Below are 14,977 nucleotides of genomic sequence, written 5' to 3'. Positions count from 1 at the left end.
ACCACCTCAGCTTTGCTCAGAGGAGGACGGGAGATGGCTATCAACTCCAAATATGCGCGTTGGTTCGGTGCCGCTGCGATTGCTGCGGCAGCCTTTTCAGCGACGAATGTCGCCGCGGAAGACCTGACGCTTTGGACGCTCAACTTCGACAACGGCGCAGCAAATGGCGCCCTCAAGAAAGTGGCGAAGGATTTCGAGGCGGCCAATCCCGGCACCCATATCGAAATCGTCCAGCGCGGCGTCGATGAACACAAGACCGCCCTTCGCGTGGCGGCCGGCTCCAGCAAAGGCCCCGATATCTATTTTAGCTGGGCCGGACTTGGTCTTGGCGGCGAATATGTGAAGGCTGGCCTGTCTCTGCCGCTCGACAAGTACTACACCCAGTACAAATGGAACGACGAGCTGCTTCCGTCTGCCGCCGCCTTTGCCGATCTCTATCCGGGCGGCAAGCATGGCGTCCCGTTCACCTTCAAGGGCGAGGCGATCTATTACAACAAGAAGCTCTTCCAGAAGGCCGGCATCACGCAAGAGCCGAAGACCTATGACGAACTGCTGGCGGCGGCCGACAAGCTCAAGGCAGCCGGAATTCCGGCCTTCACCTTCGGCGGCTCGGTCAACTGGCACGTCATGCGCCTGATGGATGTGCTCCTGGAAACCAAATGCGGCGCCGACAAGCATGACGCGCTGATGGCCATGAAGACCGACTGGACCAAGGAGCCCTGCGCGACCGAGGCCTTCACCGAATTTGCCAAGTGGACCAAGGATTACACGCTGAAGCCCTTCATGGGCATCAGCAACCAGCAGTCCTATACGCTCTTCGTCGCCGGCCGCGCCGCGATGATGCTCGAAGGCGACTGGCTGGTCAGCCAGTTGAGTGGCAGCGGCGTCAATCTGGACGACTACGGCGTCGTGCCTTTCCCGACGAATACGAACCGTCTCTACGGCTTTGCCGAATACAACTACGTCAGCACCAAGAGCAAGGCTCCGGATCTCGCCGCCAAGTTCCTCGACTACTTCCTGTCCACCAAGGTCCAGCAGGATCTCGTCGGACAGATCAGCTCGATCTCGGTCAACAAGAATGTCCAGTACACCAACCAGAAGCCGCTCGAAGCGAAATGGCTGGATATCTTCAAGACCTACAGCAAGGTCTACATGAATGGCGACCAGGCATTCCCGCTTGATGTGACCACCGAATACTTCCGGGTGATCAACGACGTTGCTTCCGGCAATATCCAGCCGGCCGATGCTGCCAAGCAACTTCAGACGTTCATCGCGGGTCGCACCTGACCTATCGAGGGGCCGCCGCTCCGATTGCCAATCGCGGCGACGGCTTCCCTCACCTCCATGCCCATGCGTCAGTTGCCGCCGGGAGCAATCAGAATGTCATTCCGCAATCGAACACATGATCCCCGGGTTCAGGCAGCGATCCTGCTTGCTCCGGCCATGTTGATCTACGCGATTTTCGCGCTCTATCCGATGCTGAACGTGGTGGTGCTGAGTTTTCAGAAATGGAACGGCCTCGATCCCCAGCGCCCGTTCGTCGGTCTGGCGAACTATCAATATATCTTCACGCAGGATCCCGTCTTCTGGGTCGCCTTTCGCAACACGGTGATCTGGACGGTCATGTGCGTGATTTTTCCGCCGATGATCGGCCTGCTGCTGGCGCTCAGCCTCAATCAAAAGCTTTTTGCCCGCAATACCTTCCGCGCCATCTTCTATCTCCCCGTCATTATCGCTCCGATCGCCGTCGCGACCATGTGGAAGTGGATGTATGATCCCTTCTTCGGCCTCTTCACCGAGATCCTGACGTCGATGGGGCTGCAGGACTGGATCCAGGATTGGCTCGGCAATAAGGACATCGCACTCTATTCGGTCTTCGTCGCCTATCTCTGGCAGTCCGTCGGCTTCTCCATGGTTCTCTTTCTTGCAGGCCTGCAGAATGTCTCGCAGACGCTGGTCGAGGCCGCACGCATCGATGGCGCCGGGCGCTGGAACATCTTCCGATACGTCACCCTCCCCGCACTGCGCACCACGCTTACCATCGTACTGGTGCTGTCGGTCATCTCCTCGCTGAAGGCCTTCGACATCGTCTATGGCCTGACAGGCGGCGGGCCGGCGCAATCCACGCAGATGCTGGCGCTCTGGGCCTTCACGCAGGCCATGCAGATCTTCGATTTCGGCCGCGGCGCTGCGATTTCCGTTGTTCTGCTGCTCATTACCATCGCCATCGTCATTCCCTACTTGCGATGGACGCAAAAGCATGAGGAGGCCGAACAATGACGGCAGCATCGGCCACATCCATGTCTGACGGCTTCGAGACGATCGCCCCGGCAAAACGCAAGCGGGATCCTGTCCTGATCGGCTTGTGGATCGCGCTGCTCCTTGTCGCCGCGATCTGGCTCGCACCTTTCGTCTTCATCGTCTTCACCTCGTTGAAGACGCAGGCAGACGTAACGACGACAGGCGCCTTCGTGCCACCGCTCAATCCGGCCTTCGAGAATTATTCGAGCGCCTGGGGCCGCGGCAATTTTGCCACCGCCTTCCTGAACAGCACCATCATCACCGTGATCAAAGTGCCGCTCGGGCTCATCCTGTCGGCGATGGCGGCCTATGCGCTTGCCAAGATCCGGCTGAGGTTCAGCAAGCTGCTGCTGCTGCTCGTCGTCTTCGGCACCATGATCCCATTCCAGGTCATGCTGGCGCCGCTGTTTACGCTGGTCAATTCGCTCGGCCTGATCGACACCTATCCCGGTGTCATCCTGCCCTACATCGCCTTTGGCGTTCCCTATCAGGTTTTCATCCTGCATGGCTTCTTCAAGGGCATTCCGAAGGAGCTGTCGGAGGCTGCCTTAATCGACGGCGCAAGCCATTTCACCATCTTCCGCCGGATATTCCTGCCGGTCTGCCTGCCGGTGCTCGCGGCCCTGCTGATCCTGGATTTCGTGTCCACATGGAATGAGTTCGCAATGGCGCTGGTGCTTCTGCAGGATCAGCATATGTGGACGCTGCCGCTCGGCCTCATGTCTTTCCAGGGGCAGTTTTCCAACGATTACGGACAGCTCAATGCCGCAATCGTCATGACCGTGCTGCCGGCAACGCTCGTCTATCTCATCTTTCAGCGCTACTTCGTCTCCGGCCTTACCTCCGGCGCCGTCAAGGGCTGATCAATCATCCCATCGGCAAGTCTTTCGAGGAGAATATCATGTCCAGTGCAACCGTCGAAAAATGGGGCGTCTTCGAGGCGGCTTTCAACGGCCCTTCAGGCGGCAATCCCTATCTCGACGTGGCATTCGATGCCGTTTTCAGTCAGAACAGCCGCGAAATCCGCGTGCCCGGCTTCTACGATGGCGGCGGCGTCTATCGCGTGCGCTTCATGCCGGACAATGAAGGCGAATGGTCGTTCCGGACACGGTCCAAGACCCTGGAGCTTGACGGCAAGACCGGCTCGCTCACCGCCAGCAAACCCTCGCAAGGCAATCACGGTCCGGTTCGCGTGCGCAACAAATTTCATTTTGCCTACGCCGATGGTAAGCCATTCCTTTCTTTTGGAACCACCTGCTATGCCTGGACACATCAACCGCTGGAGATGCAGGCCGACACGCTCGCGACACTGAAAAAGGCGCGTTTCAACAAGATCCGCATGGGCGTATTCCCCAAGGACTATCCCTACAACGTCAACGAGCCGCTTTATCCCTGCTTCCAAAAAGGTGCCGATGGCAAAGAGGATTTCGACAGGCCGAACCCCGTTCTCTTCCGCCATCTCGAGAGCCAAGTCGCTGCGCTCTGCGATCTCGGCATCGAGGCCGATATCATCATGTTCCACCCCTATGATCGCTGGGGTTATTCGGACATGTCGGCCGAACAGGATTTTCGCTACGTTGCCTATCTCGCGGCGCGGCTTGCCGCCTACCGCAATGTCTGGTGGGCTCTCGCCAATGAGTACGACTTCCTTCTCGACACCAAGCCGCTGTCGCAGTGGGATCGCTACTTCCACATTCTCGAGGAGAACGATCCCTTCGGTCATCTGAAGTCCATCCACAATGGCGAACCGACGATGAACTTCGATCATCGCAAGCCGTGGGTGACCCATACCTGCATCCAGAACTGGGACGTGAAGCGCACGCAGGAATGGCGCGAGGCCTATGGCAAGCCCGTCGTCAACGACGAGCCGGAATATGAAGGCAACATCATCCAGTCCTGGGGCAACCTGACGGCGCAGGAACTGGTGCATCGATTCTGGATCACGATGACGCGCGGCGGCTATGCCGGCCATGGCGAAACCTATTCGCATCCGCAGGATCTGATCTGGTGGGCCAAGGGCGGCGAACTGCGCGGCGAAGCCTGGAAGCGCATCGGCTTTCTCCGCGACCTGCTGGAGCAGGATGTCGTCAACGGCCTTGAGCCCCTGGCATCATTCGGCGAATGGCCTTGGACCCGCGTTTCGGGCGCCCGGGATGGCGAGCTTCGTTATATCTATCTCGGCGAACACCAGCCCGTCGTCTGGTCGACGGGCCTCCCCACGGATGGCAGCGATTACGACGTCGACATCATCAACACGTGGGAGATGACGATCACGCCCGCAAAGAAAGTCGAAGCGCCGATCCCGCATCCCACCCGGCACGGCGCAATCGTACGCGGCGGCAAAGCGGATGCAGCTTTCGGCGTAGAATTGCCGGGCAGACCATACCAGGCCCTTCGTATCCGCAAGAAGCACTGATCGATCCTCTAGGGAAGAATGTCATGTCCGGATTGACCATCAAGAACGTCAGGAAGTCCTATGGAGCGGTGGATATCATCCATGGCGTCGATGTCGACATTTCGGATGGCGAATTCGTCATTCTCGTGGGGCCGTCCGGCTGCGGCAAGTCGACCCTTCTGCGGATGATCGCCGGGCTGGAGGAAATCACCGGCGGCGAAATCTCGATTGGCGGGCGGGTGGTCAACAACCTGCAGCCGAAGGATCGCGATATCGCCATGGTCTTCCAGAACTATGCGCTTTATCCCCAGATGACGGTCGCGCAGAACATGGGCTTTGCGCTGGAACTTGCCGGCGCAAAGCGTGCGGAGATCGACCGAAAAGTTGGCGAGGCGGCGAAGATCCTCGGACTTCAGCCACTGCTTGGCCGCAAGCCGGCGCAGCTTTCCGGCGGCCAGCGCCAGCGCGTCGCCATGGGACGCGCCATCGTGCGCGATCCCAAGGTCTTCCTGTTCGACGAACCGCTTTCAAATCTCGACGCCAAATTGCGCGTCAAGATGCGTGCCGAAATCAAGGCACTCCATCAGCGGCTGAAAACAACGATCGTCTATGTCACGCACGACCAGATCGAAGCGATGACCATGGCTGACAAGATCGTCGTGCTGCAGGGAGGGAAAGTCGAGCAGATCGGAACGCCGCTCGAGCTTTACGACCGGCCAAGAAATGTCTTCGTGGCGGGGTTCCTGGGGTCGCCGGCAATGAATTTTTTGGAAGGCAAGCTTACCGGCGGACAAACTCCGAAGCTGATGCTGCCGAGTGGCACGGCGATCGAACTGTCGGCAGCTCCGGTTCAATCGGATGGCCGGGAGGTAATCATCGGCATCCGTCCGGAGGACATATCTTTTGCCAGGGACGGCGGCGTGCCAACCAGGGTTACGGTCATCGAGCCGACAGGCTCGGAGACGCATGTGGCGCTCGATCTCGAAGGACGCGAACTGACATGGGTCATGCGCGAACGCGCGGAATTGGCGCCCGACCAGACGGTGAACCTCTCTCTCCGATCGTCGAACATTCACTTTTTCGACAAGCAGACCCAGCAGCGCCTGTGAGAATTCGCGCCGTTATCGCGGCGCGCGCCTTTCGGCGTCGCTCATCACCGTGAGGACGCGTTTGACGAAGGCGGCACCATCGAACTGCTTCGGCGCGCCCGTGGTCGAATGATCCGGCCGCTCGAATATGAACGCCTCGACATTGACGACCGGTAGGTGCAGACGGCTGCGCACCCGTCCGATCATCGCGGTATGGGTGACGACAACCTGGCAACCCCTCGATTCGAATTCGGCATCCATCCTGGAAGCCGGAACGGCCGCAACCGTCAGTCCGCGGGCGGAGAGGACCGAGCCGATGTGCGTAGCGACCTGCTGATTGTCGAGGCAGATCAGCACATCCGCCTGACTATGCTGTGACGGAGAATCAAAAAGCATTCAGCGACCTCTCATTCAAACTCGGCCGAACATAGAGCGTTTCGGTGTAAAGCAGTGTTGTATCTTGTTACGTTTTGTTGCAGCAGCATTACGCATGCTGCGGCTCGCAGCGAACGGACTTGGCCGCCGCAAACTAAAAGAATTTACCGCAACACAATGCAACACACGCCGTCAGCGAAAGCTGCTTTCCTTTGCCTGCCCGATTCGCGCCAGGAGGCAGGATGTGAAGCCAACCAGCAATGCCGGACAGAGCGATCCGGGTCGAATTTTGAATGGACCGACCGCTTTAAGGCGCTTTCTCTACAGGCAGAAACGCGTCTATCTCTGTGCCATCTGCCTGTGCTGCAATCTGATTTTCTGCGCGATTGGAGCAAGTCCGCGTCAGTTCATCATTTTCAACATTCTCATGCTTCTGGTTTTCGGCGCCAGGACCATGGAAGCCATGCCACTCGATATCGAGACCTCCTCCGCCGCAACCGGCAATCGGCCTCCCTCTGCCCGACCCATACTGCGCTTTTCAGTTAAACTGCTTGTCGCCTGTTATGCGATGACGGTACTTATCGACAATCTTGCAGCAAGCCCGACATTGCTTGGTTCGATCCGCTGAGGAAATTCCAACCGGAAAGTAACCGCGGCGGATTGCCGCGAATGTATTTTGCGGGGATGAATTCGCGTGCCCTATCCCTTTGTTTTTACGCATTCCGACGGAAAACCGCTTCGCACTTTTCCTGGAAGTGCTCTAGCATTCGAGAGATTTGAGGAGAGGATTTCAGATGTATCTCGGTACGCAGTTTGAGGCTCGGGACGACGATGATTATCGCGTCATGGCGCAGTTGGGCGTCAGGCACGTCAATGCCGATCCCGCCGGCAATCCGCATGACTGGACGCTCGATATTCTGAAAGCCCACCGCGAGCACATCGAAAGTTTCGGCCTCATCCTCGATATGATCCAGCTCCCGATGAGCTCACGGGTGATCGAAGCGCAATACAGTCCGGATATCCTGACGGCCGGACCGGATCGCGACCGCCAGATCGATTCCATCTGCCGTCTGATCGAAAATGCTGCCGCCGTCGGCATTCCTTCCGTCAAATACAATCTCAATATTATCGGCATCCCTCGCACCGAATTGGAGATCGGCCGCGGCGGATCGAGAAACGAGGCCTTTCGCTGGGAAAAGGCCGATCAGGATGCGCCGCTTTCGATCGCCGGCATCCTCAGCGAGGAGGAGAATTGGGAGCGCATCGATTATTTCCTGTCACGCGTCGTTCCGGTCGCCGAATCTTGCAAAGTGCGGCTTGCCTGCCACCCCCACGATCCCTACACGCCGCCTGGCTATCGCGGGGTCACGCGCGTTCTCGGCAGTGTCGAAGGCCTGAAGAAGTTCGTTCAGATGCACGAGAGCCCCTATCACGGGCTGAATTTCTGCCAAGGCACCGTCGGTGAGATGCTCGACGATCCAGCGGAGGAAATTTTCGAGGTCATCCGCTGGTTTGGCGAGAGGGGCAAGCTTTTCAACGTCCACTTTCGTAATATCCGCGGCCACAAGCTTTCTTTCATGGAGACCTTTCCGGAGGAAGGCGACATGGATATGTGGCGTTCGCTTAGGACCTACGCCGATGTCGGCTACCAATATATGATCATGCCGGATCACGTGCCGCGCATCTCCGGGCGCGATCCGGAAAACACGGCCTTCGCTTTCACCTATGGCTACATTGCCGCCATGTTGCAGGTGCTGGAGAGCGACAAACGGTAGTGGGCATACGTCGGTCGTTCAGAGGTTGGAACAGGGGAACCTTTTCTGCACCATCTTGCCATTGATGCCTTTCGCTCTTCCCCTAGATCAGGGGGTGAGGAGAGTTCGATGCGCATTGAACATGCCTTTCTATTCGACCTTGACGGCACGTTGGTGGACAGCGTCTATCAGCATGTGCTTGCGTGGAAAGAAGCCTTGGATACCGAGGGCATAGACCTCTCGATATGGCGCATCCATAGGAAAATCGGCATGAGCGGCGGACTGTTCACCAATCAGTTGCTCCGTGAAACCGGCATCGAAATAACCGACGAGAAAAACGAACGGTTGCGGCACCTTCACGCCGAAGCCTATCGCCGGCTTGGCGCCCAGATACGTCCACTACCCGGCGCAAGCGAACTTCTCCAATGGCTTTCGGACGCCAAAATTCCGTTCGCGATCGCCACAAGCGGCCGCATGGAGACGGCGGCGGTCAATATTGCCGCCCTCGGGATCGATCCTGAAGCTTTTCCGGTCATCACCCGCGACAAGGTCAAATATGCCAAGCCCGACCCGGACCTTTTCATTGCTGCAGCCGAAGCGCTGGGCGTTGCGATAGAAAACTCGGTCGTCGTCGGAGACGCCATCTGGGACATGCTTGCGGCAACCCGTTGCAAGGCGCTCGGAGTCGGGCTGCTGAGTGGCGGCTATGGCCAGGAAGAGCTCAGGAATGCCGGCGCAATCCGCGTCTATGAAGATCCGGCCGACCTGCTCTATCACATCGATGAAGTGGGCGGACGGCGCTGAGCGAGAAAGCGCGCCGACGACTCAGTTCCCCGCAGGCATATTGTAGGGCGTAATAATTTCCACCGCAGACAGCAGGGCCGGCGCGACACGCTCTTTCACCAGACCGCTCATAATTGCACGAAATGCCGAACGCGCGTCCGTGCGCAGGTCGTGGTGCAATACAAAACCAATCTTGCCTGCGGCAAGCAGTGCGCGATTGTCGGCATCGAGATCATGCGCGACAAAAATGCAAATTTCCCTCCGAGCCTCCTCGAAGGCGGCGAGCACGGCCCTGTTTCCGCCGCCGATGGAATAGATCGCATTGATCGTCGCATCCGCCGCGATGGCTCGGGCGGCAAGGATTCCCGTTGCAGCGTCGGCGCCGTGACCTTCGCTGATTTCACTAACACCGATCTGCGGATAGTGCTCACGGAGAATGCGGCGAAAACCGATCTCCCGCTCCTCCTCACCGCGAAAGCGGCCGCTCGACAACGTCACGAGCACCCTTGCGGCCGCCCCATCAAAGCAATTTCCAACGAGATAGGCCGCCGTCTCGCCGGCAGCGCGGTTGTCGGCGCCTGCGTAAACGGCGCGCGAAGAATTCGGCAGGTCAGTCACCAGGGTGACGACGGTGATGTCGGCATTGGTTGCACGCTCGACCGCAGCGGCAATCTCCGGAATATCGGGCGCCTTCAGCACAATCCCATGGGTGCCTCTGAGCCGGATGCGATCGAGCAGTTGCACCATTTCAACCGGCTTCATGATTTCCGCAAAATGAAAACGGCAGCGGAAGACCGTTGGCAGAAAGGTCGCAACTTCTGCTTCGAAGGCGGCGCGCACGGCATCGGAAAATCGCGCCGGTGTCTCCATGACGATATCGATCGCCAGTGTGCGCCCGCTCACCGCAACACCCGCCTGCTGTTTTTCCAGCTCGGCAATTGCCGCCTTCACCCGCATCTCGGTTTGCCGCCGCACGCCGGGCCGTCCGTTCAGCACCCGGTCGACGGTGGCGGTGCTCAGCCCGGCCTGAAAGGCGATGTCCTTGACGAGAAACGGGTGTGACATACGGGTCGTGATGGTTTTTTGATGGATTTGTGATCTATAACACACCAGCATCTGCCGTATAGTGCCTTCATCAGAGATGGAGGAGCATCCGATGAAATCAGACAATCTTCAAAAACTGCGCGCCGACCGCGTCTGGCTGACCGAGGACGCTTGTCACCTCGACGATTTTCGCGCGCTCGCCGAAAAAACTACCTTGCTTTCAGATTACCCGACCGCCGATCACGTCGAAAAAAATGTGCCGATCTACGATAGCCGTAAGGTTCTGGCTGACATTGCCACCCCGCAAGGCCGCCGCGCCGTGCTCGCCGAAATCTGCGAAGCCTTCGGCGAGGGTCCGGGCGTCGTCGTCTTCAAGCGTGCGTACGAGGATGCGTCCGTCATCGATCGCGCCAGCACGATTTTTAACGATATCATCGAGGAACAGCATCGCACGGCGACCGGTGGCGGGGACCACTTTGCCAAGCCTGGCGCCAACGATCGTATCTGGAATTCGCTGGAAAAACATTGCCTCGCCGATCCTGAAAATTTTGCGGAATATTATGGCAATGCCATTGTCGCGATTGCCAGCGAAGCCTGGCTCGGGCCGAACTACCAGATGACGGCGCAGGTCAACCGCGTCAATCCCGGCGGCGCGGCGCAGTCCGCTCACCGCGACTACCATCTCGGTTTCCAGACCTCGAAGGTGATCGAGCAGTTTCCGGCCCATGTGCACAGGCTGTCGCCGGTTCTGACGTTGCAGGGCGCGGTTGCCCATTGCGACATGCCGCTCGAAAGCGGGCCGACGCTTTTCCTGCCGCACAGCCAGACCTACGTGCCTGGCTATCTCGCATTGAAGCGCCAGGAGTTCCGCGATTATTTCGATCGCAACCATGTTCAGCTTCCGCTCGAAAAAGGCGACGTCGTCTTCTTCAACCCTGCCCTTTTCCACGCGGCCGGCAACAACCGCTCGGCCGATATCAAGCGCGTGGCGAACCTGCTGCAGGTTTCCTCCGCCTTCGGCCGCGCCATGGAAACGGTCGATCGTCATCGCATGAGCGCCCGCCTTTTTCCCGCGCTGAAGGCGTTGAAATCTGAAGGCAAGCTCTCCGAGACCGAAATGTCGAACGCCATTGCCGCCTGCGCCGAAGGCTATTCCTTCCCCACCAACCTCGACCGCGACCCGCCCCTCGGTGGCCTTGCGCCAAAGACGCAGGCGCAACTGATGCATGAGGCGCTTGAGGGGAACTGGAGCGACGAGGCTTTCACGAAGGCCCTCGCCGAACAGGCAGAAAAGAAGCTGACCTGACAGCACTGAAGGCGCATCATCCAACAAAACGAAGCCTCTCGCGGCGCGAGAGGCTTTCCGCACATCCTATCAAATCATTTCCGGGAGGAACCACATGAGCACAAACCACAGCCGTCTCGACGACAAGATCGCCATCGTCACCGGCGGCACACAAGGGCTCGGCGCCACCATCACGCGTCTCTTTGCAGACCGTGGCGCCAAAGGCATCGTCATTTGCGGACGCAACGAGGTGAAGGGCAAGGCCAAGGCCGAGGAGATCTCGACTGCGACGGGCGCGAAGGTCGTCTATGTCAAAGCCGATCTCGGCAATGTCGAAGAGGCACGGAATGTCGTGCATGTCTGCGACCAGACCTTCGGCCGCGTCGATGCGCTGGTGAATGCCGCCGCCATCACTGACCGCGGCACCATTCTGGACACCAGCCCCGAGCTTTTCGACACCATGTTCGCCGTCAATGTCCGCGCGCCGTTCTTCCTGATGCAGGAAACCGTCAAAATCATGCGGCGCGAGAAGATCGAAGGCACGATCGTCAATATCGGCTCCATGTCGGCCAAGGCCGGCCAGCCCTTCATCGCCGCCTATTGCGCCTCCAAGGGCGCGCTGGAAACCCTGACGAAAAACACCGCCTACGCGCTGCTGCGCAACCGTATCCGCGTCAACGGGCTCAACATCGGCTGGATGGCCTCGGAGGGCGAAGATCGGATCCAGAGGGAATATCACGATGCACCGGCCGACTGGCTGGAAAAGGCGGCCGCGAACCAGCCTTTCGGGCGTCTGGTCGACCCGCAGGAGGTGGCCCGCGCCTGCGCCTATCTGTCATCAGCCGAATCCGGCCTCATGACCGGCTCGGTCATCTGTTTCGACCAGTCGATCTGGGGCGCTTACGACGGATCGCCGCATCCCGTCGCGGCTCTCTGAAAAAGGCGCAAACGACGGCGCGCAAGAAAGCGCGCTGTCCTGGGTCGCTCCCTCGGACATCGACTCGCAGATACTTACGCGTCTGACAGCTCGGCTTTCAAACTGACAAACGCTTCCTTCACATAGTGGGCAAGCGGCTTCCGCCCCTGTTCTTCTGCCCAGCTATCGATGGCCAGGCGCAAGGCGCCGACTGAGACCATCGCCACCATGCGCAGCGCCTTGCGCCGCCTGGTTTGCGGCCAGAGTTCGCAAAGCGCTTCGAACGCAGCCTGCTCCATTTGCAGATATTTGGTCTGGTTGCTCGCACGTAGCTGTGCGCTCGAGCGGAGAATGCGATCGATGGCGACGGCTTGATCGGCGTCGTAGTTCTCCACCAGTCGCAGATGGGCACTGCGGACGACATCAAGCGGCGACTGGTCCGTCGATTGCGCCCGAACGGCGGCGCTAAGGGCTTCCGGCAGGCCTTTTTGCCAGGCGGCCAGAATCTCTTCTTTCGATGTGAAGTAATAAAAGAAAGTTCGCCGCGAGATGCCGGCCGCCTCAGCGATCGCGTCCAGCGTCGTCGCCTCATATCCGTTGGCAGCAAACAGCCTGAGCGCCGACTCGGTAATGCGCTGAAGCGTCTCGCGTCGCTTCTTCTCGCGCCAGCCTTCCTGTTTTGATCGATCCTGGTCCATCTCAGAATCGATAACAGAAATCGCACATCTTGTAAAATCGCACTCAGTGTAATAACAGTGCTGCGTGAAGCAAATTTGAGGACCGATATGAAACGGGTGCAATATGACCGCTACGGCGGGTCGGAAAAAATGTATTTCGGCGAATATGACTTGCCGGAGCTCGCGGATGACGAGGTGCGCGTGTCGGTCAAGGCCGCGGCGATCAATCCCTTCGACTGGAAGCTCCGCCAAGGAGCAATGAAGCTCATAACCGGCAGACGCTTCCCGAAAGCGATGGGCACTGATTTCGCCGGGATCGTCGAGGCGGTCGGCGGCAAGGTGACGAATGTCCGGGCCGGCGACGAAGTCTTCGGCACGGTGGATTTCAAGAAGTCTGGCGCATTTAGCGAAGCGATAAACGTGGATGCCCATCACCTGGCGAGAAAACCGCCGCAGCTTTCGTTCAGTGAAGCGGCCGCACTGCCCATCGCGGCGATGACGGCGTGGGTGGCGATTATCGACAGGGTACACGCAGGCGCCGGATCGCGCATCTTCATCAATGGGTGCAGCGGCGCCGTGGGTGCCTTCGCGGTCCAACTGGCTATCTCCAAAAAGGCGCATGTGTCCGGCACTTGCGGACCGGCCTCGATGGGCAGCGCTAAAGCTGCCGGCGTCGATCCGATATTCGGCTACTCAGACCGGCAAGCCTATGCGCAGAATGGAAGGTTCGACGCCATATTCGATACGCTCGGAACGCTCGACGTAAGTGATAGTCTTTCGATGCTCAAGCCGAAGGGCGTGTTCGTCGACATCAATCCCACTCCGGGTAAAATGCTGCGCGGGGTGCTATCGCGGCGCTACAAGCTGGCCTTCGCGACCCAGGGCATCCAGCATCTTCCCGCGATTGCCGAGCTTGCCGGCAACGGGACGCTCCGGCCGACGATCGGTCTGGAAGCGCCGTTCAGCGATGCGCTGTCCGTCATCGCGGATGCAGAAAACGGGCGGCGTTCTTCAGGGAAGATCGTACTCGCCTTCTGAAAGGCTCACGAAAATCCACGATTGAAACGGAGAACATAGTTCGGCTTGCCGCTGATCCACGGGATCGACCCTTCAAAAAGCTATTTACGACCTCTTCGTCCATCACCTGCAAGGATGATCTGGGCTACGACGAAGCTTTAGGGTAATCTTATATACGTGTAGGAGATTCCAGCGGGGGCGCACAATGGCTATCTTCATGGACCGGCATGATCTGGAGGGAACCACGGCGGCCGACATTGCCGAAGCGCACCGCAGGGATCTCGAGATTCAGGATCGATACGGGGTCAAGTTCCTCACCTACTGGTTCGACGAGCGGCGCGGAACTGCATTTTGCCTGATGGATGCGCCCGACATGGAAACGGCTCAATGCGTGCACCGCGAGGCGCACGGCTTCGTTGCCGCCGAAGTTGTCGAAGTCGCCCTGTCGGCAGTCGAGGCATTTCTCGGCCGAATTCACGATCCCGAGCCGGCATGCGGACAGTCCGCTGTCGAAATGGATGCCGGCCATAGAGCCATTCTGTTCACCGATATCGTCGGGTCGACCGAGATGACATCGCGCCTCGGCGACCGCATGGCGACGGAACTGGTGAGGGCGCACGATGCTGTCGTGCGCAGATGCCTCGCCCGATCTTCGGGCCGCGAGGTCAAGCACACCGGCGACGGCATCATGGCGACGTTCGTCTCGACAACTGCAGCCGTCGATTGCGCCATAGCGATCCAGCAGGAATTCGAGCGCTACAATCAGAACAACCTCGAGCCGCTTCATATACGTATCGGCCTGGATTGCGGCGAGCCCGTCGAGGACAGCAATGACCTGTTCGGCTCAACCGTTCAGCTTGCAGCACGATTGTGCGCCTCGGCCGCGGCCGACCAGATCCTGGTGTCTGAAAGCATTTTTCGAGAATACGGCACCGCGGATTTCTTCGCACATGCGACCCACCGGCGGCTGAAGGGATTTTTGAAGCCTGTGCTGGTCTTGCAATGTGACTGGTGCAAAGCCGCTATCCAATGATCGAATTCTCGTGACCGTTGCGAGAATTCGTTCCGAATGGACGACCTTCCTGCCGCGTATGTCCCTTCGATGGGCGGTTTCGGGACGTTCTCCATCAAGTATTTTTCGCCTTTGAGTGGCGCTTCCCCTACCGCTGGAAGGACCGCGATAACTACTTATAAGCGCGAGAAAATCTGGCGCGACCATCTGCAGCGGCCTCATGCTGCTTCAAAGGAGCACATCTCGGCGAGCATTCCTGCGGCATAAAAAAGGGAACAAAGCAGCGGCCGCGAAAGTTCTCATGTCGAATCCTCATGTCAAACCAACGTG

15 protein-coding genes are annotated in these 14,977 nt (G+C 58.9%); 12 read left to right on the top strand and 3 right to left on the bottom strand.

All coding sequences use genetic code 11. The features are described from left to right. The first annotated feature begins 33 nt into the window (after window positions 1-33). The 5 genes from QDY28_RS16520 to QDY28_RS16500 all read left to right on the top strand — a co-directional run bounded on the left by QDY28_RS16520 (window position 34) and on the right by QDY28_RS16500 (window position 5,805). Window positions 34-1,287 carry an ABC transporter substrate-binding protein gene (locus QDY28_RS16520; protein ID WP_331382760.1) on the top strand — a complete coding sequence of 418 codons (1,254 nt, stop codon included), beginning with the start codon at window positions 34-36 and terminating at the stop codon, window positions 1,285-1,287. Between the two features lie 93 nt (window positions 1,288-1,380). Continuing rightward, window positions 1,381-2,280, top strand: a complete 900-nt coding sequence (locus QDY28_RS16515) for a carbohydrate ABC transporter permease (protein ID WP_331382759.1) — start codon at window positions 1,381-1,383, stop codon at window positions 2,278-2,280. Then, window positions 2,277-3,164 carry a carbohydrate ABC transporter permease gene (locus tag QDY28_RS16510; protein WP_331382758.1) on the top strand — a complete coding sequence of 296 codons (888 nt, stop codon included), beginning with the start codon at window positions 2,277-2,279 and terminating at the stop codon, window positions 3,162-3,164. The genes QDY28_RS16515 and QDY28_RS16510 overlap by 4 nt, the downstream gene beginning before the upstream one ends. Window positions 3,165-3,202: 38 nt before the next feature. Continuing rightward, window positions 3,203-4,717, top strand: a complete 1,515-nt coding sequence (locus tag QDY28_RS16505; protein WP_331382757.1) for a DUF5060 domain-containing protein — start codon at window positions 3,203-3,205, stop codon at window positions 4,715-4,717. A gap of 23 nt (window positions 4,718-4,740) precedes the next feature. Further along, entirely contained in the window at window positions 4,741-5,805 is a 1,065-nt protein-coding gene (locus tag QDY28_RS16500) for an ABC transporter ATP-binding protein (protein ID WP_331382756.1), read from the top strand. 12 nt (window positions 5,806-5,817) lie between these two features. Here the strand turns inward: QDY28_RS16500 and QDY28_RS16495 are convergent, their stop codons facing one another. After that, complete coding sequence (locus QDY28_RS16495; RefSeq protein ID WP_331382755.1) at window positions 5,818-6,180, bottom strand: hypothetical protein; 363 nt, start codon at window positions 6,178-6,180, stop codon at window positions 5,818-5,820. A gap of 223 nt (window positions 6,181-6,403) precedes the next feature. Here QDY28_RS16495 and QDY28_RS16490 point away from each other — a divergent pair, with 223 nt between their 5' ends. From QDY28_RS16490 to QDY28_RS16480, 3 genes are all read left to right on the top strand, one after another. After that, window positions 6,404-6,787 (top strand): hypothetical protein, encoded by a 384-nt coding sequence (locus tag QDY28_RS16490; protein WP_331382754.1) that lies wholly within the window; start codon window positions 6,404-6,406, stop codon window positions 6,785-6,787. Window positions 6,788-6,953: 166 nt separating this feature from the next. After that, complete coding sequence (locus QDY28_RS16485) at window positions 6,954-7,934, top strand: mannonate dehydratase (protein ID WP_331382753.1); 981 nt, start codon at window positions 6,954-6,956, stop codon at window positions 7,932-7,934. Window positions 7,935-8,042: 108 nt separating this feature from the next. Further along, complete coding sequence (locus QDY28_RS16480; protein WP_331382752.1) at window positions 8,043-8,717, top strand: HAD family hydrolase; 675 nt, start codon at window positions 8,043-8,045, stop codon at window positions 8,715-8,717. A 21-nt stretch (window positions 8,718-8,738) separates the two neighbouring features. On the opposite strand, the gene QDY28_RS16475 is transcribed toward QDY28_RS16480, so the two are convergent. Beyond that, a complete protein-coding gene (locus QDY28_RS16475) occupies window positions 8,739-9,761 on the bottom strand; it encodes a LacI family DNA-binding transcriptional regulator (protein ID WP_331382751.1) in 1,023 nt (340 codons plus the stop codon). A 91-nt stretch (window positions 9,762-9,852) separates the two neighbouring features. Between QDY28_RS16475 and QDY28_RS16470 the strand changes: the two genes are divergently transcribed. Both QDY28_RS16470 and QDY28_RS16465 read left to right on the top strand, forming a co-directional pair. After that, window positions 9,853-11,046: a phytanoyl-CoA dioxygenase family protein gene (locus tag QDY28_RS16470; RefSeq protein ID WP_331382750.1), complete on the top strand. Its 1,194-nt coding sequence runs from the start codon at window positions 9,853-9,855 to the stop codon at window positions 11,044-11,046. Between the two features lie 94 nt (window positions 11,047-11,140). Beyond that, window positions 11,141-11,962, top strand: coding sequence for an SDR family oxidoreductase (locus QDY28_RS16465; protein WP_331382749.1), 822 nt, complete (start codon window positions 11,141-11,143; stop codon window positions 11,960-11,962). Window positions 11,963-12,036: 74 nt separating this feature from the next. Here QDY28_RS16465 and QDY28_RS16460 read toward each other — a convergent pair whose 3' ends face one another. Next, window positions 12,037-12,639 carry a TetR/AcrR family transcriptional regulator gene (locus QDY28_RS16460; protein WP_331382748.1) on the bottom strand — a complete coding sequence of 201 codons (603 nt, stop codon included), beginning with the start codon at window positions 12,637-12,639 and terminating at the stop codon, window positions 12,037-12,039. A 129-nt stretch (window positions 12,640-12,768) separates the two neighbouring features. On the opposite strand from QDY28_RS16460, the gene QDY28_RS16455 reads away from it, so the two are divergent. Further along, window positions 12,769-13,656 carry an NAD(P)-dependent alcohol dehydrogenase gene (locus QDY28_RS16455; protein WP_331382747.1) on the top strand — a complete coding sequence of 296 codons (888 nt, stop codon included), beginning with the start codon at window positions 12,769-12,771 and terminating at the stop codon, window positions 13,654-13,656. 184 nt (window positions 13,657-13,840) lie between these two features. Next, window positions 13,841-14,668, top strand: coding sequence for a nickel-binding protein (locus QDY28_RS16450; RefSeq protein ID WP_331382746.1), 828 nt, complete (start codon window positions 13,841-13,843; stop codon window positions 14,666-14,668). Window positions 14,669-14,977 lie beyond the last annotated feature (309 nt).

The organism is Rhizobium sp. BR 362, assembly GCF_036528765.1.
Taxonomy (GTDB): domain Bacteria; phylum Pseudomonadota; class Alphaproteobacteria; order Rhizobiales; family Rhizobiaceae; genus Rhizobium.
The sequence above is the reverse complement of the archived record's forward strand: the minus strand, read 5'-3'. Positions and strand labels throughout refer to the sequence as shown.